Raw genomic sequence first — 22,979 nt, forward strand, 5'->3', positions numbered from 1 at the left:
TGGCAACGGCGGTGTCCGTAGGCTGACGTTTTGGCGAATATCAGCTTACTCGGATTTACCGCCGTTTCTCTATCCTGCCTGTCCTCACGCGCCTTGCCCGTTTCACGCTAATCTGCGATGAACCCTTCGATGGGCCCCTGTTCAAGCTCGGTTTTCGCACGCTAGGCTGGCGCCACAATCATAAAGTCGTGGGGACGCCGTATGCCTTTTTACCGCCACACCCTGCTGCTGACGCCTGTCTGGCTGCTGGTGAGCACACTTGCCATGGCCGATGGCGCGAGGGATAGCTGCGATCAGCGCGCGCAGGCACTCGAGCATGACCTCGCCTTCGCTCGTCATGCCGAGGACACCGCACGGGTGAATGAGCTGGAACTCGCCCTGGATGGTGTCCGAAGCGGCTGCACCAGCGAAGACGTGCTCAGCCAGGCCGAGTCACGCGTACGTGAGGGTCAGCAGATGGTGGAACAGCGCCAGCAGGAGTTGAACGAGGCCTTCGACGAAGGTGATATCGGCCAGATAACGCGTAAACGCGAGGCTCTCGAGGTCGCCATCGAGGTGCTCAACGCTCGCATCGCCGCGCTCAAGGTGCTGCTGCCGTCGGCCAGTTAAACCTTGTACGGCTGACATTCGAGGGACAGTGCCAGCCGCAGAGCGTCAAGCGCTGGTCGCACCGCCAGTCTGACAATCGGCTGTCGGGATGCTTGCCGACCGCCATTGGCCGCGCCTAGTCCCGGTCCTGGCGTCGCTCCCAACGTTCCTCGATGGCGAGCCCGATCCAGATGCCGGCGATCATGCAGATCAGGGCGACGACCGCTCCCGGCGAGCCGGCCGGCAACGCGATCAATAGCTGTAGATCGTTGCCACCCAGCGCAAGCGAGGCGCCGATGCCCATCAAGATTCCGGCCAGCAGATGCTTCATCCAGCGCCCCAGGGACCCCTGATACTCGCCCGGTCGGAAGTGGGCTCGCGCCGCTACCAGCATTCCCGCCAGGATCGCGACGCTGATCAGGACGCGTCCGAGGCTAGGCCAGGCGACGGCCATGTCTATCGCCAGAGGACGCTCGGTGACGTCTCGAATCAGTTGGCTCGGTGACCACAGTGGTTCCAGCACGCCCAACAGACCGCCTACCGCGCCGAACACCATGACACCCGCGTAGATACGGCGGTGAGCCGGCGACAGCCGCCAGATCGCCAGCAGCGAGACTGCGACGATACTCAGTACCAGCCACCAGGCCGGCGTGAAGATCGTCGCCAGACGGGTGTAGGAGATATCAGGGGCGCCCAGATACAGCATCCACCAACCCAGCACCCAGCCCAGAATGGTGGCGAGCATGTGCCACTGCCCCCGCGCCAGGGCGGAAAGGGTCGAGATCGAACAGCCATGATTGACCGCCGCGGCCAGGCCAAACAGCAGCCCACCGACAGCGAAGGGCCACCCGATCGCGTGACGCCTGAGCACCTCGCCAAGAGGGAAATGGATGAACAGGGGGCTGGCAAGCCAGAACCAGACGCCGCAGCCGACGATGGTCAGCAACAGACCCGGCCGCCACATGCGTATCCCCTGAACCGCACGCACCATGCAAAGACCGGTACGCTGGGCGAGCCACCCCAACGCGACAGCCAGCAGCAGGGAGACCAACAGAGCCATCACATCTCCTCGTTTACACGGTTCCGGAAATACAAGGACGGAACACTATCTGACGATCATGGCCGGCGATGGTGCGATATTGGCCGGCACGCCATGCTATTGCCCGGTGTCCCTCTACTCTCGGCATTCCTCTCTGCATTCCTTTCTGTTCAGAACGGGGTTCTGAGCTGGTGTCGCGGCGGATGGCCGAACAGGCCGTCACCCCGACGACGATCTCGACGTCGTGCGGCCTCTCATCCATCCATAATGTAACAATATGCAATGAACGCCCTTGCCACCACACCAGCGTCAACGCAGATCGGGACCCGCGACATGTGCGGCTGGATGTGAGAGCCTTGCGATCAGCCGTCCTTTCCCGTTTCAAGCGATCTACCGTGCCATGACCTTGTCCTTGTTTCTGCTCGTGTTCGTCGTCTGTCTGGTCGTCTTCGTCGCGGTGCTCGCGGTGTTGATGCTGTCCGGCACGCCACGATACCGCACCGAGCCACAGCACCTGCTTGACCTGTTCGACCGTGCTCTCGACAGCACAGTTGGCGAAGATGAATGGAATGCCGTCATCCTTTATCCGATTCGCCACGACGAGTACCTGGACGGCGTCCGACGCCGCGCTCGCGGCCTGGTCGATGAACACGGGCGCTTTGGCCGGGTGACCCGGGGCAAGGCCCTGCTGGACAGCGCCGGACAAGAGGACCTGCGTGCACTACGCGACCACCTGGCCGCTCGTATCCGCCTCAGGGAGCAGCCCAGGGGGGACTGACAGTCAGTGAGAATCCTGTACCCATCGGGTATGATGACGTCCTCGTTACCGCCTGCGGGAGCCCCCCGATGAGCAGCGCCATCAGGCAGATCCCTCTGGACACCGCGACCCGGCATCACTCCCACGACTACCATCAGATCGTGATCGCCCTGGCCGGGCGCGCCGACTTCGACATCGAAGGCCTTGGCGGCACCATCGAGGCATTCTGCGGCTGCATCGTGCCCGCCAACCACCTCCACTACTACGCCGGCACCGGCAACAACCGCCAACTGATCCTCGACCTTCCCGATGACGCCCTGGCGCTCACCGGCCATCATCATGAACTGGCCAGGCTGTTCGACGCGCCACGTTTCTTCACCCTGGACGCACCTCTGAAACAGTTCCTGGGTTTCGTGGTGGCCGAAATGAATCAATTGGCGCTAGAGGGCCCCGTCCCTGCCCTGCATCAGGAGCGCCTGGCGACCACCTTGCTGGGCTCGTTGCATGCGCGTCTGGCCGGCGATGAAACCGGCGCGATGCACCACCGGCGCATCGACCTGCGCGCGCTCGATCGCTACATCGACGATCACCTGGCGCGTCGCTTCAAGGTCGCCGATCTGGCGGCCTTCGCCTGCCTCAGCGAAACCCACTTCACCGAGCGTTTCCGCGCCCAGACGGGCATGTCACCCTGGCAGTACGTGATGCGTCGACGCCTGGAGGCGTCACGTCAGCTGCTGATGCGCAGTCGCCTGCCGTTGTCGGAAATCGCCGCCCTCACCGGCTTCGCCCATCAGAGCGCCCTGTCCCGCGCCTACCGCAAGCACTATGGCCATCCCCCCAGCCAGACCCGACGTCATGTCAGCGAGATTTCGTCACCGAATCTCCACCATCTGACTGCCAAATCGGCACATTAAAGCTAGGGTTAGTCGATAACGCCCGTGGATTTGCCAAATCCTTCGGTGCATTTGGCAAGCATGGAAGAGGCATGCAACCTAGGCTTGCCAACATGCCCGGATTGCGCGACTGCACGTCCGCGATCGACTTTGCGGCAAGCCCTTTCTCCGCCCGCGGCGGTTCACCATTTGGGGACTGACATGCTCAACGCCAACAATATGCTCGACAACTCCACCTGGCAGCAGGATCTGGATACACTCTTTGCGCGCATCAGCGATCACTACGTGGTCGAAGAAAACGCCTTCGTAAGTGAATTGATCAAGCTGATCGATGGCAAGGACGAGCACATCGAGCGCGTCGCCGACAAGACGGCTTCTCTCGTGCGCGAAGTGCGCGAGATGGACACCGCCGTCGATACCATCGACGAGCTGCTGCAGCAGTACAGCCTGGATACCCACGAAGGCTTGATGCTGATGTGTCTGGCCGAGGCGATGCTGCGCATCCCCGACAAGGCCACCGCCGATGCACTGATCGAAGATCGACTGGGCCCGGCCGACTGGAAGGCCCACCTCGGCAAGAGCGAGTCCTGGATGGTCAACGCCTCCACCTGGGGCCTTCTGATGACCGGCCGGGTGGTGAGCCTGGACAAGCCCAAGGATGGCAAGCCCAGCGGTTTCATCAACAAGATGGTCAACCGCATGGGCGAGCCGGTCATTCGCCGGGCCATGGTCGAAGCCATGAAGGTGATGGGCAAGCAGTTCGTGCTGGGGCGTGATATAGACGAAGCGCTCAAGCGCTCCAAGCCGCTGTTCGACAAGGGCTATACCTACTCCTACGACATGCTGGGCGAGGCCGCCCGTACCCGGCGTGATGCCGGCCGCTACTTCGACGACTACGCCACCGCCATCCGCCAGGTCGGCAAGACCAGCCGCAACCTGGGCGACAGGACGCCGGCACCGTCGATCTCGATCAAGCTGTCCGCGCTGCACCCGCGCTACGAGTTCGGCCGCCGCGAACAGGTCCTCGAGGAGCTGGTGGGCAGCGTCAAGGAGCTGGCCAAGCTGGCCCGGGACAATGACGTGGCGGTGACCATCGACGCCGAGGAGGTCGACCGCCTGGAGTTGTCGCTGGAGGTCTTCCGCGCCGTCTACGAGAGCGACATCTGCCGCGGCTGGGGCCACTTCGGTCTGGTGGTGCAGGCCTACTCCAAGCGCGCCCTGCCGGTGCTGCACTACCTCAACCGTCTGGCCGACTTCCAGGGTGACGAGATCCCGTTGCGTCTGGTCAAGGGCGCCTACTGGGACACCGAGATCAAGGAGTCCCAGCAGCTCGGCGTCGACGGCTATCCGGTGTTCACCCGCAAGGCATCCACCGATGTGGCCTACCTGGCCTGCGCGCGCTTCCTGCTGTCCGATGCCACCAAGGGTCGCATCTTCCCGCAGTTCGCCACCCATAACGCCCATACCATCACCACCATCCTCGAGCAGGCCAACCACACCAGCCGAGCCTTCGAGTTCCAGCGCCTGCACGGCATGGGCGAGGCACTCTACGATGCCGCGCTAAAGCGTGCACCTGAAGGCACCTACTGCCGTATCTACGCCCCAGTGGGCGCCCACAAGGACCTGCTGCCCTACCTGGTTCGCCGACTGCTCGAGAACGGTGCCAACTCCTCCTTCGTGCATCAGCTGGTGGACCCCAAGGTGCCGGTGGAGTCGCTGTGCGTCCATCCCATCGAGACACTGCGACAGTTCGACAGCCTGTCCAATCCCCAGATTCCGCTACCTCGCGACATCTATGGCGAGCACCGCCCCAACTCCCGCGGCGTCAACCTGACCATCAACAGCCAGTACCAGCCGCTGATGGAGGCCATGGGCAAGCACATGGATACCCGCTACCAGGCGCGTCCGCTGCTGGCCTTCGAGGTCGCCGAGGACCCCGCCCAGACCCACGAGGTCACCAGTCCTTACGACCGTCGCCAGGTGGTCGGTAGCGTGCAGTGGACCACCCGCGAACAGACCGAGCGGGCGGTGGACGCGGCCTGGGCTGCCTTCCCGGCATGGGAGGTCACCCCGGTCAAGGAGCGCGCCGACATCCTGAGGCGCTTCGCCGACCTGATGGAAGAGCACCTGGCGGAGCTGATGGCGCTGTGCTCGCGTGAAGGTGGCAAGCTGTTGACCGACGGCGTCGACGAGATCCGCGAAGCGGTGGACTTCTGTCGCTACTATGCGGTGCGCGCCGAGGAGATCTTCGGTGAGCCCACCGAGCTGCCCGGCCCCACCGGCGAGTCCAATCGTCTGCACATGGGCGGCAAGGGGGTGTTCGCCGCGATCAGCCCGTGGAACTTCCCGGTGGCAATCTTCTGCGGCCAGATGGTCGCCACCGCGGTGGCCGGCAATACCGTGCTGGCCAAGCCCGCCGAGCAGACGTCGATCGTTGCCCACCGGGTGGTCGAGCTGCTGTACCAGGCCGGCATGCCGCGTGAAGTGGTGCAGTTGCTGCCCGGCGACGGCCCCACCGTGGGCAGCGTGCTGACCGGCGATTCGCGGATCACCGGGGTGGTCTTCACCGGCGGTACCGATACCGCCCAGATCATCAACCGCGCCCTGGCCGAGCGTGAGAATGCGCCGCTGCCGACACTGGTGGCCGAGACCGGCGGCATGAACGCGATGATCGTCGACTCCACCGCCCTGCCCGAGCAGGTCGTCGCCGACGTCATCCACTCGGCCTTCCAGAGCGCCGGACAGCGCTGCTCGGCCTTGCGGGTGCTCTACCTGCAGGACGACGTCGCCGACCGTGTGCTACAGATCCTCGACGGCGCCATGGCCGAACTCCACGTGGGTGACCCACGCGACCTCGGCACCGACGTAGGCCCGGTGATCGACGAGGACGCGCGCAAGAACCTGCAGGCGCATATCGATCGGCTGAAGGGTGAAGGACGTCTGATCAGCGAAACGCCGCTGAAGCCCGAGCACACCAGTGAAGGCACCTTTGTCGCCCCGGCGGCCTTCACCATCGATGGTATCGATGCGCTCGAGCGTGAACAGTTCGGCCCGGTGCTGCACGTGGTGCGCTGGAAGTCCAACGAGCTCGACAAGGTGATCGCCTCGATCAACGCGCGTGGTTATGGCCTGACCTTCGGCGTGCACAGCCGCAACGAATCCTTTGCCGATGAAATAGCGCGGAAAGTGCGCGTTGGCAACGTCTACATCAACCGCAATATCATTGGTGCTGTCGTAGGCGTTCAACCCTTCGGCGGTCAGGGGCTCTCCGGCACCGGTCCCAAGGCCGGCGGCCCCAACTACCTGTTGCGTTTCGCCACCGAGAAGACGGTGACCAACAACACGGCGGCACTCGGCGGCAACGCCTCGCTGCTGGCGCTAGGGGACGAGTAAGTCAGGCCCTGGCCTGCTGGTCCAACGCACTCACCCGACGGTCGGCGCACCGTCGGCAACCGGCGCTCACCCACTACCCCGAGGGGAGCGCCGGATCGCAGGGACGCGCGTGACGACCGCGCCCACACGGGGAGATCATCGCGCTCGACACAGGGCCGGTGACTTGAGAACGCCAACCACCCACGACAAAAACCACAAGGAACGCTCCCATGGTCGAAAACAACGCCACCATTGGCATCACGTTCGCGCTGTATCTGATATTGATGCTGGTCATCGGTATCATTGCTTACAAGCGCACCACCAATCTGTCCGACTATATCCTTGGTGGCCGCTCGCTTGGCCCCTGGACGTCGGCGATATCTGCCGGCGCCTCGGACATGTCGGGCTGGCTGCTGCTGGGTCTGCCCGGTGCGGCCTACGTCAGCGGTCTGTCGGCCTCCTGGATCGCCGTGGGCCTGTTGATCGGCACCTGGCTCAACTGGCTGATTGTCGCCCGGCGCATGCGCGTCTACACCTTCAAGGCCAATGACGCCCTGACCCTGCCGGACTTCTTCGCCAAGCGCTTTCGCGAGAAGGCACCGCTGTTGCGGGTGATCTCGGCGGTCTTCATCCTGCTGTTCTTCCTGTTCTACACCAGCTCCGGCCTGGTTGCCGGCGGCAAGCTGTTCGAGACGGTATTCGGCTTCGACTACACCATCGCGGTGACCGTCGGTACGCTGGCCATCATCTCCTATACCTTCTTTGGCGGCTTCCTGGCGGTCTCCTGGACTGACCTGATCCAGGGTCTGATGATGGCAGCGGCGCTGCTGGTCGTGCCGGTCATCGCCCTGACCGAACTGGGTGGCTTCAGCGGCAGTGGCCAGCAGATCCTGGCCGAGAACCCCGACATGCTGAGCTGGTTCGTCGATGCGTCCACCGGTGAAACCCTGACCGCCATCGGCATCATCAGTTCGCTGGCCTGGGGCCTTGGCTACTTCGGCCAGCCGCACATCCTGGCGCGTTTCGCGGCCATCCGCTCCGAAGCCGACATCCCCGCCGCCCGTCGCATCGCCGTGACCTGGTCGGGCCTGTGCCTGGTCTGCGCCATGGCGGTCGGTCTGCTGGGCCTGGTCTACATGACTCGCGACCTGGGTGACGGCGAGACCATCTTCATGGTCATGGTCAACGCCATCTTCCATCCGCTGGTCGCCGGTGTACTGCTCGCCGCCATCCTGGCTGCGGTCATGTCCACCGCCGACTCCCAGCTGCTGGTGTCGTCCTCTGCCCTGACCGATGACTTCTACAAGGCGCTGTTCCGCCCCGACGCCAGCCAGTCCGAGCTGGTCTGGGTCGGCCGCTTTGCGGTCATCGGCATCGCCGTCATCGCCTACCTGCTGGCGATGAACCCGGACTCCACGGTACTGGGACTGGTGTCCTACGCCTGGGCCGGTTTCGGCGCCGCCTTCGGTCCTGCACTGATCATGTCGCTGTACTGGCGTCGCATGAACCAGTGGGGCGCGCTGGCCGGTATCGTGGTCGGTGGCATCACCGTGGTGGCCTGGGCCGAGATGTCCGGCGGGCTGTTCGATCTTTACGAGATCGTGCCCGGCGTGATCTTCGCCTACATCGCCATCGTGGTGGTGAGCTTGATGACCGCCGAGCCGAGCAAGGAGATCACCGAGCAGTTCGACACCCTGGAAGACGCCTGATCGTCAGTGATCGTCTGCCACGCAAGAAGGCCGCCCTCGGGCGGCCTTCTTCGTTACGGGACACATCGAGCACGCACCTGGCGCTCAACGCTCACTGACGGTCGAACCGCCCTGCCCACCTTGGCCGTGCACATCAGCCCCGTTCAAAACAGGCCGGCGTAGCGACACAGCAGCAGCACGATAAAGCTGACCAGCGCCAGCGGATACCAGGGCATGGCCCCCGCCAGGCGCCACCAGCCGGGTACCGCTGAGAAGTGCAGCGGCATGGACAACCCCCCGCCCAGCGCCCACACGCCCAGAACTACCATGGCCAGCCTCGCCGGCGTCGGGAGATCACGAATCAGCCAGGGTTCCAGCAGCAGCCACACCGCCAACAGAGCGGTCAGTGCGAGCACCAGTGCCGCCCCGCCCCAGGGCAGCGTCGACATGCCGAGCAACCTCTCACGCCTTCGTCTGGCCACCATCCCGCACTCTCCTCCGGAGTCTTCTCCCACAGTGAAGACGATTTATCGCCGGACGGCGAGCGTTTATGCAGTGCACAAGCGCGCATCGACGTCTACGCCACAATGTGCAAAAAAATTGTACAGCATTTACATTACCTACCCGCCCAAGTCGATTTAGTTCCATAAATTCTGGCTAGTTACTGCTATCTGGCCAATTAAATATTTCTACAAGACATTTAGAAACACTGTTCGTAAACTGCGAAGCGTACAAGGTTACTTCCCTCGGGAAGGATGCCATCGGATCATCAAGGAGGTCCCGCATGAACATGACTCGACTGATGGGCACCGCAGCCCTGCTCGCTACCACCACCTTCGCCGCCCAGTCTGCCCTGGCCTATCAGGCAGGTGACATCTACGTGCGCGGTGGCTTCGAGAAAGCCGATCCCACCTCGGACAACGGCGATATCGCCAACCAGGATCTCGATGTCTCCGAAGAGAACGGCTTCGCCTACGGCGCCGGCTACCTGTTCCACGACAAGTTCGGTGTCGAGCTCAACGGCTCCGAGGCCATGGAGCACGATATCGCGGTCAACGGCGGTAATGTGGGCAGCGTCGACCGTACCCCGGTCAACCTGATGCTCAACTACTACCCGCTGGGCGGCGTGGAAAACGCTCGCGTCCACCCCTACGTTGGCGTGGGCATGAACTACACCCACTTCTCCGACGAGAGCTTCAACGCCGACCTCGATAGCTCCTACGGCGCCGCAGCCCAGGTGGGTCTCGACCTCAGCGTCACCGACAACCTGCTGGTCGGCACCTACGCCCGCTACGCCGATGTCGATTCCGATATCGAGGTCGACGGCCACGATGTCGGCGAGGCCGAGATCGATCCGATGACCATCGGTGCCGGCGTCACCTATCGTTTCTAAGCGCTTGCGCTGTATTGAGAAAACGCCTGCGCGATCTTGAAATAAGCGGCTGACCGGTTAGCTCGATCGCGCCGCATTCCAACCGCAGTATCGAAGGCGTCTGGCTTTGCCAGGCGCCTTTTCTGGTGCGTTGCCGGTTCATTTTTGTCGACCAAAGGAGGTATTGAGGTAGATCAATAACCACGTTCTCGATGCGGCATACACTGCTTGGCAATCGGGCTCGCCGAATGGCTCGCCGACCGGCTCGCCCACTTTTGCCAGTACGCAAGGAGAACACCATGCGCCATCCCCTGATCACCACCGCCCTGGTCGCCGCCATCGCCGGCAGCGCCCTCGCCAGCAGCCAGGCCTTTGCCGCCTACGGCAAGGGCGACATCTACACCCGCATCGGGGTGGCCAAGGTCAAGCCCGACTCCGACAACGGCTCTCTGAGGGAAGGCACCATGGACACCGACGTCCATGACGACAACGGCTTCGCCTTCACCCTGGGCTACCGTTTCCACGACAAGTTCGGCGTCGAACTGCTGGCCGCCGAGCCCTTCGAGCACGACGTCGACCTGAACGTCGGTGGCAACGATATCGGCGCCAGCGTCGAGCACCTGCCGCCGACCCTGACCGTGCAGTACTACCCCTTCGGTGGCACCGAGGCGCGGGTACAGCCCTACGTTGGCCTGGGGGTCAACTACACCCACTTCTCCGACGAGGACATCGATACCGGGGACGATCTCGATCTGGAAGAGTCCTGGGGCTGGGCCGGCCAGGCGGGCCTCGACCTGGTCATCGACGACCACTGGGCGGCCAACATGGCGGTGTGGTATCTGGATATCGACAGCGACGTCGACCTCAACGGTGAGGACATCGGCGAGATCGAGGTGGACCCCTACGTGATCATGGCCGGTATCAGCTACCGCTTCTGATCCGGGTCAGTTCAGCAAAGCCTGCGATACGGCACAATACCTTCCGCAAACGCGATCTAACATTGGGAGACTGAAATGAGGGTACTCATTGTTGCGATGGTATTGGTGCTGATCAGCGGCACCGCACTGGCTCATGGTGGAGGTTGCCGAAAGAGCTCACCCGCAGGGCAGTGCTGCCATATGGACCGGAGCGCTGGCACCGTACACTGCCACTGACCCGCCATGCGGTATTGCTCTTCATTGCAAACGCCCGCCCCCACTTGGGAGGTGGGCGTTTTGCTGTTGACGTCAAAAAGTGGATTTGGCGACGCATCTGTAGCAGGCCGCAGTGCCAATAGGGGCAAGAAGCTAGCAGGGATGATGGCGTGACAGCCCCAACCTCCCGAGCGTGACCTCATCGAGGTGCTCGACGGCCTCCACCGCCGCCAGCGCCTGGTGATAGCCCTCGCTCAGGAAGTCACGACCGGCCAGCAGGTGCTCGAGGTACTCGCGGGCGGGCCGCAGGCCATCCCCCTGGCGTTCGGCGCCGGCGATATAGACCCAGGCCTCGATCGGCCCTTGTTCGGTGATCACCGGCAGACGATGACGGTCGTACTCGTGCGGGTAACCTTCGAAGGGATCCATCTGCCGGATCTGCTCGGGCTCGAGGAGTTCGAACAGCGCGCCCTCGACCCGATCGCCCGGCGCCGGCACCACATTGGCGTGGGCGATGCCCGGCACCCGGGAGGCCTTGTTGAAGCGCAGTGCGTAGCCTTCCAGGCTGCCGGCCAGCACACGCCGGGTCTCGCCGATGCGCGCGGCGACACGCTCAATGTTCATGTTGCTGCCATAGGCAAAGTACCAGGGCATCGCCTTCTCCTCGCTGGGGACTTCTTCCGTTACCGGCGATTCAGTTCTCGGTGATCAGCCGGTCGATATCCTCGATCACCTTCTGCAACAGCATCCGGTCCTGAGCGCGCGCGCCTTCCTGGATCAGGTAGGCGTCCACCGCCGGGGCCACATCGCAACTGGCGGGCAGGGGCGCACGCTGCTCGACCAGGGTATCGAGCCTGGCGATAAACACGAAGCGCAGCCACTGAGGCAGCGACATGGTATCGATGCAGAACGGCTGCCGACTGTTGAAGGCGGCGGCCTCCGGCTTGTCCATACGCCACATGTTGGCGGCCTTCATGGTCGCCTCGAGCTCGCGCAGGGCCGCGCCCAGGGCGTCGTGGACGGAAGGTTCGGTGGGCATGATGCCTCCGCTTTGAAAATGGGCTTGGTGCACGTCATTGTCGCGTGCCGGACCAGCAAGGGCCAGCCCGGTAGCAACACGCGCCGCCTGAGGATCCGCTGCAGACGCGACACCTCGAAGGGCACGCCTCGACGTGCAGACTTTCTCGAACGAGGATCTCGCCGGATGGATGAGCGACTCGGCCTACAGGGGCTCGGCGGCGGGCAGCACCTTGCGCAGGAAGTCCCGGGTACGCGGGTCCTGCGGTGCATGGAACAGCTCCGAGGGAGGCCCCTGCTCGACGATGCGCCCGCCCTCCATGAACACCACCCGGTCGGCCACGTCACGGGCAAAGGCCATTTCGTGGGTGACCACCAGCATGGTCTGGCGTTCACGCGCCAACTGCTTCATCAACGCCAGCACCTCGTCGACCCACTCGGGATCCAGCGATGAGGTGGGTTCGTCGAACAGGATCACCTCGGCCTGGGCGGCCATGGCGCGGCCGATCCCCACCCGCTGCTGCTGGCCCCCGGACAGCGACGCCGGATAGGCGTCCGCCTTGTCCGACATGCCGATGCGCTCGAGGATCTCACGCGCTCGCTGGTGGGCCTTGGCCCTGGGCCAGCGGTTGACCACGATCAGGCCCTCGGCGATGTTCTCAAGCGCCGTCTTGTTGGCAAACAGCGCGTAGTTCTGGAACACGAAGGCCGTGTGTCGACGGGCAGCCAGGATCTCGGACTTGCTGGCCTGGGTCAGGTCCAGATTCAGCGGACCCAAGGTCAATCGGCCACCATCGGGCTGCTCGAGAAAGTTGAGACAGCGCAGCAACGTCGACTTGCCGGTCCCGGAGGGGCCGATTACCACGATGATCTCGCCCTGCTGGATCTCCAGGTCGATGCCGTCGAGCACGGTGGTATCACCGAAGCGCTTGGTCAGTCGCTCTAGCTTGATCATCGACGATAGGCCTCGTTGAGTCGGGATTCCAGGCGCCGCTGCAGCCAGGCCAGCGCCTCGACGATGGCCCAGTAGATCAGCGCCACGGTGATGAAGGCCTCGAAGTACAGGAAGCTGCCGGCGGCCTCTTTCTGGGTCGCCCCCATCAACTCGGTGACGCCCAGGGTGAACGCCAGCGAGGTGGCCTTGATCATGTCGATGAAGTAGTTCATCAACGTCGGCACCGCGATGCGAGTGGCCTGGGGCAGCACGATCCGGCGCATCAACTGGCCGTTGGTCATGCCGATGGACAGCGCCGCCTCGGTCTGACTGCGATCCACGCCGACGATGGCGGCGCGGATCGACTCCGCCATATAGGCCGAAAAGTGCAGCGTCAGCCCCATGATAGTGGCGGTGATGCCATCGATGGTGGTCAGAAACGACAGCACCTGAGGCAATCCGTAGTAGAACAGGAACAGCTGCACCAGCAGCGGCGTACCGCGAAAGAACGAGATGAACCACAGCGTCAGGCCGTTGAGAACCGGGATCTTGAGTACCCGGATCACCGCCAGGCCACAGGCCAGCACCAGAGCCAGCGCCATCCCGGCCAGCGCCATCCCCAGGGTCAGGGGCAGGTAGCTGAGCAGGATGGGCACCAGCCCGAGCATGTAGTCGAGGTCGAGAATGCTCATGGAGAGTCGATCACCGCTCAGGGCGTGGTGATATCGGCATCGAACCAGCGCTCGGAGATCTCGCTCAAGGTGCCGTCTTCACGCAGGGTGTCAAGCGCCTGGTCGACCTCGTCGCGCAGTTCCTGGTCGTCCTGGCGGAACGGCAGCGCATTGCGAATCTCGGAGAACGGCTTGCCGGCCAGCGCCAGCGGCAGCGGCTTTTCCTTGATCACCTGGGTGGCGCTGACGCGATCCATGACGAAGGCATCGACACGACCCAGCGCGGTGTCCTGCTCGATGTTGCTCTCATAGGTGCGGATATCGATCTCGTCGGCGTAGGGCAGCTCGCGCAGCAACTGCTCGTAGTTGGAGCCCAGGTTGACGGCCACAGTCTTGCCCGCCAGATCCTCGACCCCGGAGACCTCGTCATTACCTTCCTTGGTCACCACCTGAGCACCGTCATACACATAGGGCGAGGTGAACAGGTACTTCTGCTCACGCTCCTCGGTGATGGTGATCTGGTTGGCAATGGTGTCGATGCGCCCGGACTCGAGCATGCCGAACAACCCTGAGAAGTTGGCGGTGACGAACTCCACCTCGGTGCCCATCTCTTCGGCCACCGCTTCCATCACGTCGACCTCGAAGCCCTTGAGGGTGTCCTGCTCGACGAAGGTAAAGGGAAAGTAACCACCGGACATGCCGACTTTCAGGGTGTCGGCGTGGGCACCGGCAGCGAGACCGATGGCACCTGCGGCGGCAAGAGAAACAGCCAGATGACGAACCATGGACGGCTCCTTGAAAACGATTGGGGCGGCCAGTGCGGCATGGCCCGGGAGGGTGACAGGTGGAGGCATCCATCGCCACTTCAACCCTGGGCTGCTCGATGGCTCAGCATGATTTGGAATAAACGAACTGCATTATATTCCAAATCGATAGCAGACGCAGTGAAAAATCCCAGGGTGAACCATAGCCTCCTGCTATTGCGATCGCCCTTCCCGGGAGCAACCGCCGACCGCCGTCGGCTGACTGTCACAACATCGACTTATCCCCACCATCATTCATTCACAGAAGCGCTGAATGTCCCTGTGGATAACCCTTTGACAGATGACGCCGGGCCGCTTCTGACGCTCTTTCGCGGCGCTTGATCAAAAATTCACCAGCGGTGCAGCAAATTCAGTGCGAGGGATGCACAAATTTCCGCCGAGGACGGCTGACACTCCTCGAGCGGCGCGATAGAGTGCACGCTGATCTTTCGGAGGGGCCATGCAAGCGATCCATCGTCTTCACGACTTTTTCACCCTGACCGGTGCCGAGGTGCGTCTCTATCATATGGGACGGCGTGTGCACCCCTGCGCGCTCGAGACCCTGGCAGACTTCGAGAGCGGCCAGGTCCCCTGGCCGGAACCCTGGCAGGGTCGTGCCCGCCTGGCGCTGGTGTTTCGCCTGGGTGACATGAGCGACCCGCTGATCTGGTTCCTGGCGCTGCCGGTGGACGAACAGGGCCTTCTGGATGCCGCCCAGCGGGACGCCTTCCTCGAGCGCCTGCTGTCCACCCTGGGACGCAGCGCAGAAGCGCTGGAGCAGTCCGACGGCGGCGAGATCGACAATCTGATGAAGGACAACCCGCTGGCCTTCACCCCTTCCCTGACCTTTCAGGCGATGCTGCACGCTCGAGCCAGCGCCGATCTGGAGCGTCCCGCCAGCGAGCACCTTGAGCCGGTCGAAGCCTTCCTGTCGGGCCAGGGTGGCCACGACTGGCAGGCGCTGGGCCTGCAGGGGCTGGCCGACCATGTGGCGCGTCTCACTCCCGAGACTGAGGCCTCGCTGGTGGCCGCTATCCCGCAGCTGCACAGCGAAGTGCTGACATCGCTATGCTACTGTCTGGAACATGTAGCACTATCAGCAGAGCTTGCGGAGGCGCTGCGTCAGCGCGGCGAACAGGCCGCCAGCCAGGGCGACATCGAGACCTTCTGCGCCTGTGTACGCGCCGTGGGCAACGCGCCCGACAGCCTGGCCGGTGACTGGTTCGACGCCTTGCTGGCCGATAGCGATGCCTGCGGCCCGGACACCCTCGCGGCAATCGCCGCACGGGGCTGGCAACACCTGGAGCACGCCGAGCGCCTGCCGCTGTTTCTGGAGCGGGTCGCCGAATGCGAGGGGGCAGACTTCCTGGCCGTTGCGAGGGACCTGGCGCAGATCCCCCGGCTGCGTCTGCCGGTACTGATGACGCTGCGTCAGGCCCCGAAGGACTCCGCCACCGCTCGCCGACTGGCGGCGGTCAAGGGCACAGGCGGTCATTGATTCGCTTGCCCGTGTGACGTTCGTTGCCACTGACAGTTCGACAACGGACGTCGCCTGAATAACAAGCAGCATCCCGCGACAAGGAGAAGACATGAAGGACCTGCCCTTTCAGGCTCAGGCCGTCGTCGGTCGCCGCGAGATGGTGATCCTGCCGCAGATGCATCTGCATCTGTGTGCCAAGGTGGACACCGGCGCTCGCACCTCGGCGCTGCACGCCGAGGAGATCGAGTCCTTCGAGGAGGACGAGATCCTGTGGGTCAGCTTCGTCACCCGTGCCGGCGGCCCCGACAGTCCGTCACACCAGTACCGCATGCACCTGCATGATCGGCGCAAGGTTACCAGCTCCAACGGCCAGGCCGAGTGGCGCTACTTCATTCGCACCCAGATGCAGATGGGGGATCTGGAATTTCCCGTCGAGCTATCCCTGACCGACCGGCGCAACATGCGCCACCCCATGCTTCTCGGTCGCCGCGCACTGCGCCGCCTGCTGGTGGCGCCCGGCGCCACCTTTCTGCACGGCGAACCCTGACGGATCCACCGCCCCTGACCTGGAGACTCGCACATGCATATCGCGCTGCTGTCCCGCAACCGCAATCTCTACTCCACTCGTCGCCTGGTGGAAGCCGCCGAACAACGCGGCCATACGGCCCGGGTGGTCGATACGCTGCGCTGCTACATGAGCATCGCTTCTCACCATCCGTCGATTCACTACAAGGGTGAGGAACTCGAGCCCTTCGACGCCGTCATCCCGCGCATCGGCTCCTCGGTCACCTTCTACGGCTGCGCCGTGCTGCGTCAGTTCGAGATGATGAACGTCACCGTGCTCAATGACAGCGTCGGCATCACCCGCTCCCGCGACAAGCTGCGCTCACTGCAACTTCTGTCTCGCAAGGGCATCGGCCTGCCGGTGACCGGCTTCGCCCACTCCCCCGATGACATCCCGGACCTGATCACCATGGTCAAGGGCGCCCCGCTGGTGATCAAGCTGCTGGAAGGCACCCAGGGTATCGGCGTGGTGCTGGCCGAGACCAACCAGGCGGCGGAATCGGTGATCCAGGCGTTCATGGGCATGAAAGCCAACATCATGGTTCAGGAGTACATCAAGGAAGCCAAGGGCGCCGACATCCGCTGCTTTGTCATCGGCGACAAGGTGGTGGCAGCGATGAAGCGCCAGGCGGCCGAAGGCGAGTTCCGCTCCAACCTGCACCGCGGCGGCAGCGCCAGCGTCATCCGCATCACCCCGGAAGAACGCTCCACCGCCATCCGCGCGGCCAAGTCCATGGGTCTGCGCGTGGCCGGTGTCGACCTGCTGCGCTCCAACCATGGCCCCGTGGTGATGGAGGTGAACTCCTCGCCCGGCCTTCAGGGCATCGAGAGCGCCACCGGCAAGGACATCGCCGGCCTGGTCATCGAACACCTGGAAAAGAGCGCCACGGCGCGTCCACGGACCCGTACGCCGGCCAAACCCAAGGGCTAAAGCGGCAAGCGCTGAAGCGGCAAGGGCTCAAGATAAAAGCCCCGTAAAGGATAACGCCGACGGGCGACCGATAGCACGGTCGCCCGTCTTGTCATTGGCGCTCACTTACCGCTCACAAGCGCGAGGCGGCCCTTCGCCTACGACGATATCTCGCCGCAACCTGGTCAACTTTGTCAGCGCTTTTCGACCAAGGTCGAAGCGATCGACTATCCCACCGCAAGAATCATAAATATTTGCCACATTAGGGGTGGCAAAACTCCTGCTGGAGCCCCACAATTTGCGTCACCGGAGGAGGTGACGCGCATGTTTCTCGATAATCGCCAGGTGGCGATGGACAGCCTGCTGGAGGCCCTGGCCGACAGCGTCGACTATTTCCAGGACAATCTCGAGCGCCTGCGACCCTCGCTGCGCGACGCTCTGGAGCCCCACTTCGAGACGCGCCAGAAGACCATGCGCGAGCTCCAGGAGCTGGCGCGCGAACACCTCGACCTGCTGCCGCGTGATGCCGACGTCGAACGCGACGACTACATGTGGCTGTGGAGTCGTCTCAAGAGCTTTGTCGGCAACGACTCACAGGTGTTGATCAACGAGCTGCTCGAGCAGGAGCGGGTGCTGATGCAGTCCCTCTCCACCCTGTTTACCCATCCCTTGCCGGGCCCCATCGAGCCGGTGATCGAAGAGGTATGGAAGGGTTGCCGCGCGCTGATTCGCGAGCTCTACGACCTGCAGAAGTCGACCGCCCAGAAGCGTGGCGCAGGCCGTCGAACCGTCAAACGCTGACGCCGTCGACCACAACGCCAATCCACGAAAACGCCTTGCCAGGCTCTGCCGGCAAGGCGTTTTTATTGGTGAAGCGGATGCCAGGGTAAAGCGGCTGCTCTCAGTTCTTGCCGGCGTCGGGCGTGCGCAGCAGCAATGGCGCCACACTGTCGTCGCCTCTGGTCAACACCTCATCGATGATCTCGTGAAGACTCCGAGCCTCGATGCGAGGTGCCGGCGCCGCGATCTTCAAAGGCTCCAGGGGGCCGAGAAAGCGCGGCTCACGCTGCCACAGGTAGAGATCGCCCAGGGTCGCCACCCGGGCCACCCACTCCCGCAGGATCAGCCAGCGAGAACGCTCCCTCTCCGGCGCCGGGCAGCCCTCGACCTCGAGCCCCAGGGCATCAGCGATGAACAACGCCCGCGGCAGGTGCCAGTCCTGAGTGATCAATAGCGCGCGCTCCACCTCGAACACGTCGCGGGCCCTGGCCAGGGTATCGAAGGTGCTGAAGCCGGCGTAGTCCAGCGTCATGTCGACCTCGCGCACGCCACGCTCCTTGAGGTCGCGCCACATGGTCACCGGCTCGTTGTAGTAGCGGGTGGCATTGTCACCGGACACCAGCAGGTGGCGCAGACGTCCCTCGTTCATCAATCGGGCGGCGGCGATCATGCGCCCTTCGAAGTGGGGATTGCGGGTACCGCTGCGGGTCCAGTGGGAGGTGCCGAAGACGATGCCGACCTGATGGGAGCGGCATTCGACGAGGCGAGGAGCGATGCGATCGCGGGTGGTGGCCACCACCCAGGCGTTGGCCGCGACGAAGGCCAGGGCGAGCAGCAGGACCAGGCTACCGAGACACAGCAGCAGGCGACGAAACATCGTGAACAACGGCTCGCGCATGACGATTCCAATTGACAGCGGAGGTCAGGACCCGCTGCGCGGGCCAGAGAGGGCCGGGTCAGAACATGCCAAGTTCCAGCTTGGCCTCGTCGCTCATCATCTCACGACTCCAGGGGGGATCGAAGACGATCTCGGTATGCACCTTGGAAATCTGCGGTGCTCCCAGAATCTTGTTGCGCGCATCCGCCGCGATCACATCGCCCATGCCACAGCCGGGGGCGGTCAGGGTCATGCGAATGGTGACGATGCGCTCACCACTGATCAGGCGTTCGATACGACAACCGTAGACCAGCCCCAGATCGACGATATTGACCGGGATCTCAGGGTCGAAACAGGTCCTGAGCTGGTCCCAGACAAACGCCTCGATCGCCGCGTCGTCGGCCTCGGGATCCAGTGTCGGGCGTGGCATCGGCTCGAGGCCCACCGCGTCCAGGTTGGACCCCTCGATCAGGTACAGACGCCCCTCGTAGGCAACACTCAGGGTGCTGCCCTTGGCCTGCATCACCGAGACGATGCTGTCCTCGTCAAGCGTCACCGTCTTGCCGAAGGGAATGGAGATGACCTCCACGTCCCGCTGCAACGGCAGTTGCTGGCCCTTGCTCAGTTGAGCAATCTGATCGTGTTCGCTCATGCAATTCCTTAGGCGGGTACGCCGAATGACTCCTTTGCCAACCAGGGCTCGAGGCGGCACGCGCCGCCCCGAGCCGCCCTGCTGCTTCAGCGCAGCATGCTGATCACCCGCTGGAGGCTCTCGACCAGCACGTCGACTTCCTCCGGGGTGTTGTAGGCCGCAAAGGAAGCGCGACAGGTGGCATCGACGCCGAACTGGGCCAGCAGCGGCTGGGCGCAGTGGTGGCCGGTACGAATCGCCACACCGAGCTGATCGATCAACAGACCGATATCCTGGCTATGCACGCCGTCGACCACAAAGGACAAAACGCCCGCCTTGTCCGGTGCGGTGCCCAGCACGCGAAGGCCATCCACCGCCGCCACGCTTTCGGTGGCGTGCTCGAGCAGGCGATGCTCCCAGGCGCTGATGTGCTCAAGGCCGATCGAATTGACCCATTCGATGGCACGGCCCAGGGCAATCACTTCGGCGATGGCCGGCGTGCCCGCCTCGAACTTGTGGGGAATGGCGGCAAAGGTGGTCGGCGTCTCGAAGGACACCGTGGCGATCATCTCGCCGCCACCCTGCCAGGGCGGCATGGCCTCGAGCAGCGCCTCGCGGCCGTAGAGCACGCCGGCGCCGGTGGGACCATAGACCTTGTGCCCCGAAAATGCGTAGAAGTCGGCACCGATGGCCTGAACATCGATCGGCTCATGGGGTGCTGCCTGGGCGCCATCCACCAGAATCAGCGCATCGTGCTGATGGGCGACCCGGGCCATTTCGGCCACCGGGTTGATGGTACCGAGGGCGTTGGAGACGTGATTGACCGCCACCAGCCGGGTGCGCTCGCCGATCAGGTCACGGTAGGCATCCTGATCCAGCGCACCACGCTCGTCCACCGGGATCACCTTGATGGTGAAGCCGCGCTCGGCCGCCAGCAGCTGCCAGGGCACGATATTGGAGTGATGTTCGAGCTGGGAGATCAGCACCTCGTCACCGGGACCGAGGTTGGCGCGCCCCCAGCTCTGGGCCACCAGGTTGATCGCCTCGGTGGTGCCACGGGTGAACACGATCTCGCGGGTGCTCGAGGCGTTCACAAAGGCACGCACGGTCTCCCGGGTGCCCTCGAAGGCCGCCGTGGCCTCGTCGGCCAGGGTGTGAAGGCCACGATGGATATTGGCATTCATCTGGCTGTAGTAGTGATCGAACACCTCGATCACCTGACGTGGCGTCTGGCTGGTGGCGGCGTTGTCCAGATAGACCAGGGGCTTGCCGTGGACCTCCCGATCGAGGATCGGGAAGTCCTTGCGCACCCTCGCCACATCGAGCAGCAGATCGCTGAAGTGGGTCATGCTCAGTCCTCGTTGAGGGCCACGGCGGCTTCCACCAGACCGGCCAGGTGGAAGCGCTCGGGCAGCTTGCCGGCCACGGTCAGCTCGACCCGCTCGGACACCGCGTCCAGATTCACCTGGTCCATCACCTCACCGGCGAAGGCCAGGGTCAGCAGTCCCCGTGCGGTGGCCTCGTCCAGCCCGCGGGTACGCAGGGCAAACACCGCTTCCTCGTCGAGCTGACCGGTGGTGGCGCCGTGGGAACACTTGACGTCGTCGGCGTAGATCTCGAGCTCGGGCTTGGTGTCGATCTGGGCGCGATCGGAGAGCAGCAGGTTGGCGTTGCTCTGGTCGGCCTCGATCTTCTGGCTGTCGCGCTTGACGATCACCTTGCCGTTGAACACGCCGTGGGCGCGGTCATCGAGGATGCCCTTGTAGTTCTCGTGGGAGAAGGTGTGGGGCGCGTTGTGGTTGGCCAGGGTGTGGTTGTCCACGTGCTGGCGATTCTGGCCGTAGAACAGACCATTGAAGGTCACCTCGGCGCCCTGGCCATTGAGGTCGCTGACCAGGTCGTTGCGCACCAGCCCACCACCGAGGGTGATGTTGAAGGAGGTGAACTGAGCGTCGCGGCACTGCTCCACGTGGATACTGGCCACGTGCAGATCCTGCTCGGGCGACTCCACCAGCTTGTAGTGGGTCAGGTTGGCGCCACGATCGAGCATCACCTCTTCCACCAGGTTGGTGAAGTTGGCGGCGCCCTCTTCACCCACATGGTGTTCGATCACGGTGGCCTGGCTGCGTCCGCCCGCCTCGATCAGGATACGCGGGTGGCTCATCACCGGCGCCTCGTTGGCCCGGGACAGGAACTGCAGCACGATGGGCTTGTCGACCACGGTGCCGGGCGCCAGGCGCACCAGCGCGCCCTCCTCGAAGAAGGCGGTGTTGAGCGCCGAGAAGGCCGAGAATTCGACCCCGGTCAGGCGCCCCAGCGGGCCGCCGACGGCCTCGTGGTTCTCTTCCAGGGCCTGGGACAGCGGCTGCACCTGCACGCCACCCGGCAGCTCGGACAGGTCCGACAGGGCGTTGGAAAAGACGCCGTCGACGAAGGTCAGACGGTGAGCGTCCAGCGGCAGCGTCAGGGCAGCGGCGCTGGCCTGGGAAAACTCGGCAGAGCCTGTGAGCTGGAAGTCGGTGCGACTGATGGCGCGCACGTCGGTGTACTTCCACTCTTCAACGCGGCGATCGGGAAAGCCCATCGCCTCGAAGCGGGCCGCACCGGCCTGGCGCCGTGCGGCAATCCAGGTGGGTTCGCCGCGGCGCGCCTCGCTGCGCTCGTTCAGACGATCGAGAAAGCGTTGCACATCACTCATGCAGCGGGCTCCTCTACGACCCAGTCGTAGCCACGGGATTCGAGTTCATGGGCAAGCTCGGCGCCGCCGCTCTTGACGATCCGGCCGTTCACCAGCACGTGGACGTGGTCGGGCACGATGTAGTCGAGCAGGCGCTGGTAGTGGGTCACCAGCAGGATGCCGCGATCTTCACTGCGCAGCGAGTTGACCCCATCGGCCACCACCTTCATGGCGTCGATGTCGAGGCCGGAGTCGATCTCGTCGAGCATCGCGAGCTTGGGCTGCAGCACCAGCATCTGCAGGATCTCGTTACGCTTCTTCTCGCCGCCGGAGAAGCCTTCATTGACGGCACGCTGCAGGAAGCTGTTGTCCATCTTCATGAAGGACACCTTTTCCTTGATCAGCTTCATGAACTCGGGTGCCGGAATCTCGCCCTCGCCGCGCGCCTCGCGCTGGGCGTTGAGCGCCGCCTTGAGCAGGTAGATGTTCTTGACCCCCGGGATTTCCACCGGGTACTGAAAGCCCAGCAGCAGACCGGCCTGGGCGCGCTCTTCGATCTCCATCTCGAGGACATCCTTGCCCTCGAAGGTGATCGAGCCCGCGGTCACCTCGTAGCCGTCCTTGCCCGCGATGACGGCGGACAGGGTCGACTTGCCGGCGCCATTGGGACCCATGATGGCGTGCACTTCACCAGGCTGGATGGACAGGGTCAGACCCTTGAGGATTTCAGAGCCCTCGACGGTGACGTGGAGATCCTTGACTTCGAGCATGTAGACACCTTTGCGATGCCCGC

General features: G+C 63.8%; 23 protein-coding genes. 11 read left to right on the forward strand and 12 right to left on the reverse strand.

The annotated features are described in order from the left end of the window. Positions 1–201: 201 nt before the first annotated feature. Positions 202–609: a DUF1090 domain-containing protein gene (locus C9F12_RS21580; RefSeq protein WP_108450173.1), complete on the forward strand. Its 408-nt coding sequence runs from the start codon at positions 202–204 to the stop codon at positions 607–609. Between the two features lie 115 nt (positions 610–724). On the opposite strand, the gene C9F12_RS21585 is transcribed toward C9F12_RS21580, so the two are convergent. After that, complete coding sequence (locus tag C9F12_RS21585; protein ID WP_108450174.1) at positions 725–1,648, reverse strand: YeeE/YedE thiosulfate transporter family protein; 924 nt, start codon at positions 1,646–1,648, stop codon at positions 725–727. A gap of 385 nt (positions 1,649–2,033) precedes the next feature. Here C9F12_RS21585 and C9F12_RS21590 point away from each other — a divergent pair, with 385 nt between their 5' ends. From C9F12_RS21590 to putP, 4 genes are all read left to right on the forward strand, one after another. Continuing rightward, positions 2,034–2,405 (forward strand): hypothetical protein, encoded by a 372-nt coding sequence (locus C9F12_RS21590; protein ID WP_108450194.1) that lies wholly within the window; start codon positions 2,034–2,036, stop codon positions 2,403–2,405. 68 nt (positions 2,406–2,473) lie between these two features. Further along, the gene (locus tag C9F12_RS21595; RefSeq protein WP_108450175.1) at positions 2,474–3,298 is read left to right on the forward strand and encodes an AraC family transcriptional regulator; all 825 of its coding nucleotides are present in this window, start codon (positions 2,474–2,476) and stop codon (positions 3,296–3,298) included. A 180-nt stretch (positions 3,299–3,478) separates the two neighbouring features. Beyond that, on the forward strand, positions 3,479–6,670 hold the full coding sequence (gene putA, locus C9F12_RS21600; protein ID WP_108133002.1) for a bifunctional proline dehydrogenase/L-glutamate gamma-semialdehyde dehydrogenase PutA: 3,192 nt from the start codon (positions 3,479–3,481) through the stop codon (positions 6,668–6,670). A 209-nt stretch (positions 6,671–6,879) separates the two neighbouring features. Continuing rightward, positions 6,880–8,358 (forward strand): sodium/proline symporter PutP, encoded by a 1,479-nt coding sequence (gene putP / locus C9F12_RS21605; RefSeq protein WP_045994400.1) that lies wholly within the window; start codon positions 6,880–6,882, stop codon positions 8,356–8,358. A 143-nt stretch (positions 8,359–8,501) separates the two neighbouring features. Here putP and C9F12_RS21610 read toward each other — a convergent pair whose 3' ends face one another. After that, the gene (locus C9F12_RS21610) at positions 8,502–8,822 is read right to left on the reverse strand and encodes a hypothetical protein (RefSeq protein ID WP_108450176.1); all 321 of its coding nucleotides are present in this window, start codon (positions 8,820–8,822) and stop codon (positions 8,502–8,504) included. A 299-nt stretch (positions 8,823–9,121) separates the two neighbouring features. On the opposite strand from C9F12_RS21610, the gene C9F12_RS21615 reads away from it, so the two are divergent. Beyond that, positions 9,122–9,730, forward strand: a complete 609-nt coding sequence (locus C9F12_RS21615; RefSeq protein ID WP_108450177.1) for an OmpW family outer membrane protein — start codon at positions 9,122–9,124, stop codon at positions 9,728–9,730. Between the two features lie 278 nt (positions 9,731–10,008). Further along, positions 10,009–10,647, forward strand: a complete 639-nt coding sequence (locus C9F12_RS21620) for an OmpW family outer membrane protein (protein WP_108450178.1) — start codon at positions 10,009–10,011, stop codon at positions 10,645–10,647. Positions 10,648–10,995: 348 nt separating this feature from the next. Here C9F12_RS21620 and C9F12_RS21625 read toward each other — a convergent pair whose 3' ends face one another. The 5 genes from C9F12_RS21625 to C9F12_RS21645 form a co-directional block, all read right to left on the reverse strand. Beyond that, positions 10,996–11,496, reverse strand: a complete 501-nt coding sequence (locus C9F12_RS21625; protein ID WP_108450179.1) for a gamma-glutamylcyclotransferase family protein — start codon at positions 11,494–11,496, stop codon at positions 10,996–10,998. Between the two features lie 40 nt (positions 11,497–11,536). Beyond that, positions 11,537–11,881: a YqcC family protein gene (locus C9F12_RS21630; protein ID WP_045995129.1), complete on the reverse strand. Its 345-nt coding sequence runs from the start codon at positions 11,879–11,881 to the stop codon at positions 11,537–11,539. 183 nt (positions 11,882–12,064) lie between these two features. Next, complete coding sequence (locus C9F12_RS21635) at positions 12,065–12,814, reverse strand: amino acid ABC transporter ATP-binding protein (protein ID WP_108450180.1); 750 nt, start codon at positions 12,812–12,814, stop codon at positions 12,065–12,067. After that, positions 12,811–13,485, reverse strand: coding sequence for an amino acid ABC transporter permease (locus C9F12_RS21640; protein ID WP_108450181.1), 675 nt, complete (start codon positions 13,483–13,485; stop codon positions 12,811–12,813). The genes C9F12_RS21635 and C9F12_RS21640 overlap by 4 nt, the downstream gene beginning before the upstream one ends. Positions 13,486–13,502: 17 nt before the next feature. Further along, complete coding sequence (locus C9F12_RS21645) at positions 13,503–14,249, reverse strand: amino acid ABC transporter substrate-binding protein (protein ID WP_045995126.1); 747 nt, start codon at positions 14,247–14,249, stop codon at positions 13,503–13,505. 478 nt (positions 14,250–14,727) lie between these two features. Between C9F12_RS21645 and C9F12_RS21650 the strand changes: the two genes are divergently transcribed. From C9F12_RS21650 to C9F12_RS21665, 4 genes are all read left to right on the forward strand, one after another. After that, a complete protein-coding gene (locus C9F12_RS21650; RefSeq protein ID WP_108450182.1) occupies positions 14,728–15,765 on the forward strand; it encodes a DUF3549 family protein in 1,038 nt (345 codons plus the stop codon). 91 nt (positions 15,766–15,856) lie between these two features. Further along, on the forward strand, positions 15,857–16,294 hold the full coding sequence (locus tag C9F12_RS21655; protein ID WP_045995124.1) for a RimK/LysX family protein: 438 nt from the start codon (positions 15,857–15,859) through the stop codon (positions 16,292–16,294). 33 nt (positions 16,295–16,327) lie between these two features. Further along, positions 16,328–17,242 (forward strand): 30S ribosomal protein S6--L-glutamate ligase, encoded by a 915-nt coding sequence (rimK, locus tag C9F12_RS21660; protein WP_045995123.1) that lies wholly within the window; start codon positions 16,328–16,330, stop codon positions 17,240–17,242. Positions 17,243–17,545: 303 nt separating this feature from the next. Next, positions 17,546–18,022, forward strand: coding sequence for a hypothetical protein (locus C9F12_RS21665; RefSeq protein WP_045995122.1), 477 nt, complete (start codon positions 17,546–17,548; stop codon positions 18,020–18,022). A gap of 100 nt (positions 18,023–18,122) precedes the next feature. Here C9F12_RS21665 and C9F12_RS21670 read toward each other — a convergent pair whose 3' ends face one another. The 5 genes from C9F12_RS21670 to sufC all read right to left on the reverse strand — a co-directional run bounded on the left by C9F12_RS21670 (position 18,123) and on the right by sufC (position 22,956). After that, positions 18,123–18,899 (reverse strand): ElyC/SanA/YdcF family protein, encoded by a 777-nt coding sequence (locus C9F12_RS21670; RefSeq protein ID WP_108450183.1) that lies wholly within the window; start codon positions 18,897–18,899, stop codon positions 18,123–18,125. Positions 18,900–18,957: 58 nt separating this feature from the next. Further along, positions 18,958–19,530 carry a putative Fe-S cluster assembly protein SufT gene (sufT, locus tag C9F12_RS21675; RefSeq protein ID WP_045995121.1) on the reverse strand — a complete coding sequence of 191 codons (573 nt, stop codon included), beginning with the start codon at positions 19,528–19,530 and terminating at the stop codon, positions 18,958–18,960. 86 nt (positions 19,531–19,616) lie between these two features. Next, positions 19,617–20,858 carry a cysteine desulfurase gene (locus tag C9F12_RS21680; protein WP_108450184.1) on the reverse strand — a complete coding sequence of 414 codons (1,242 nt, stop codon included), beginning with the start codon at positions 20,856–20,858 and terminating at the stop codon, positions 19,617–19,619. A gap of 2 nt (positions 20,859–20,860) precedes the next feature. After that, positions 20,861–22,207 carry a Fe-S cluster assembly protein SufD gene (gene sufD, locus C9F12_RS21685; RefSeq protein ID WP_108450185.1) on the reverse strand — a complete coding sequence of 449 codons (1,347 nt, stop codon included), beginning with the start codon at positions 22,205–22,207 and terminating at the stop codon, positions 20,861–20,863. Further along, positions 22,204–22,956 (reverse strand): Fe-S cluster assembly ATPase SufC, encoded by a 753-nt coding sequence (sufC, locus tag C9F12_RS21690; RefSeq protein ID WP_045995118.1) that lies wholly within the window; start codon positions 22,954–22,956, stop codon positions 22,204–22,206. The genes sufD and sufC overlap by 4 nt, the downstream gene beginning before the upstream one ends. Between the last annotated feature and the right edge of the window lie 23 nt (positions 22,957–22,979).

The sequence above is a fragment of the Halomonas sp. BN3-1 genome (assembly GCF_003056325.1).
Lineage (GTDB): Bacteria > Pseudomonadota > Gammaproteobacteria > Pseudomonadales > Halomonadaceae > Halomonas > Halomonas litopenaei.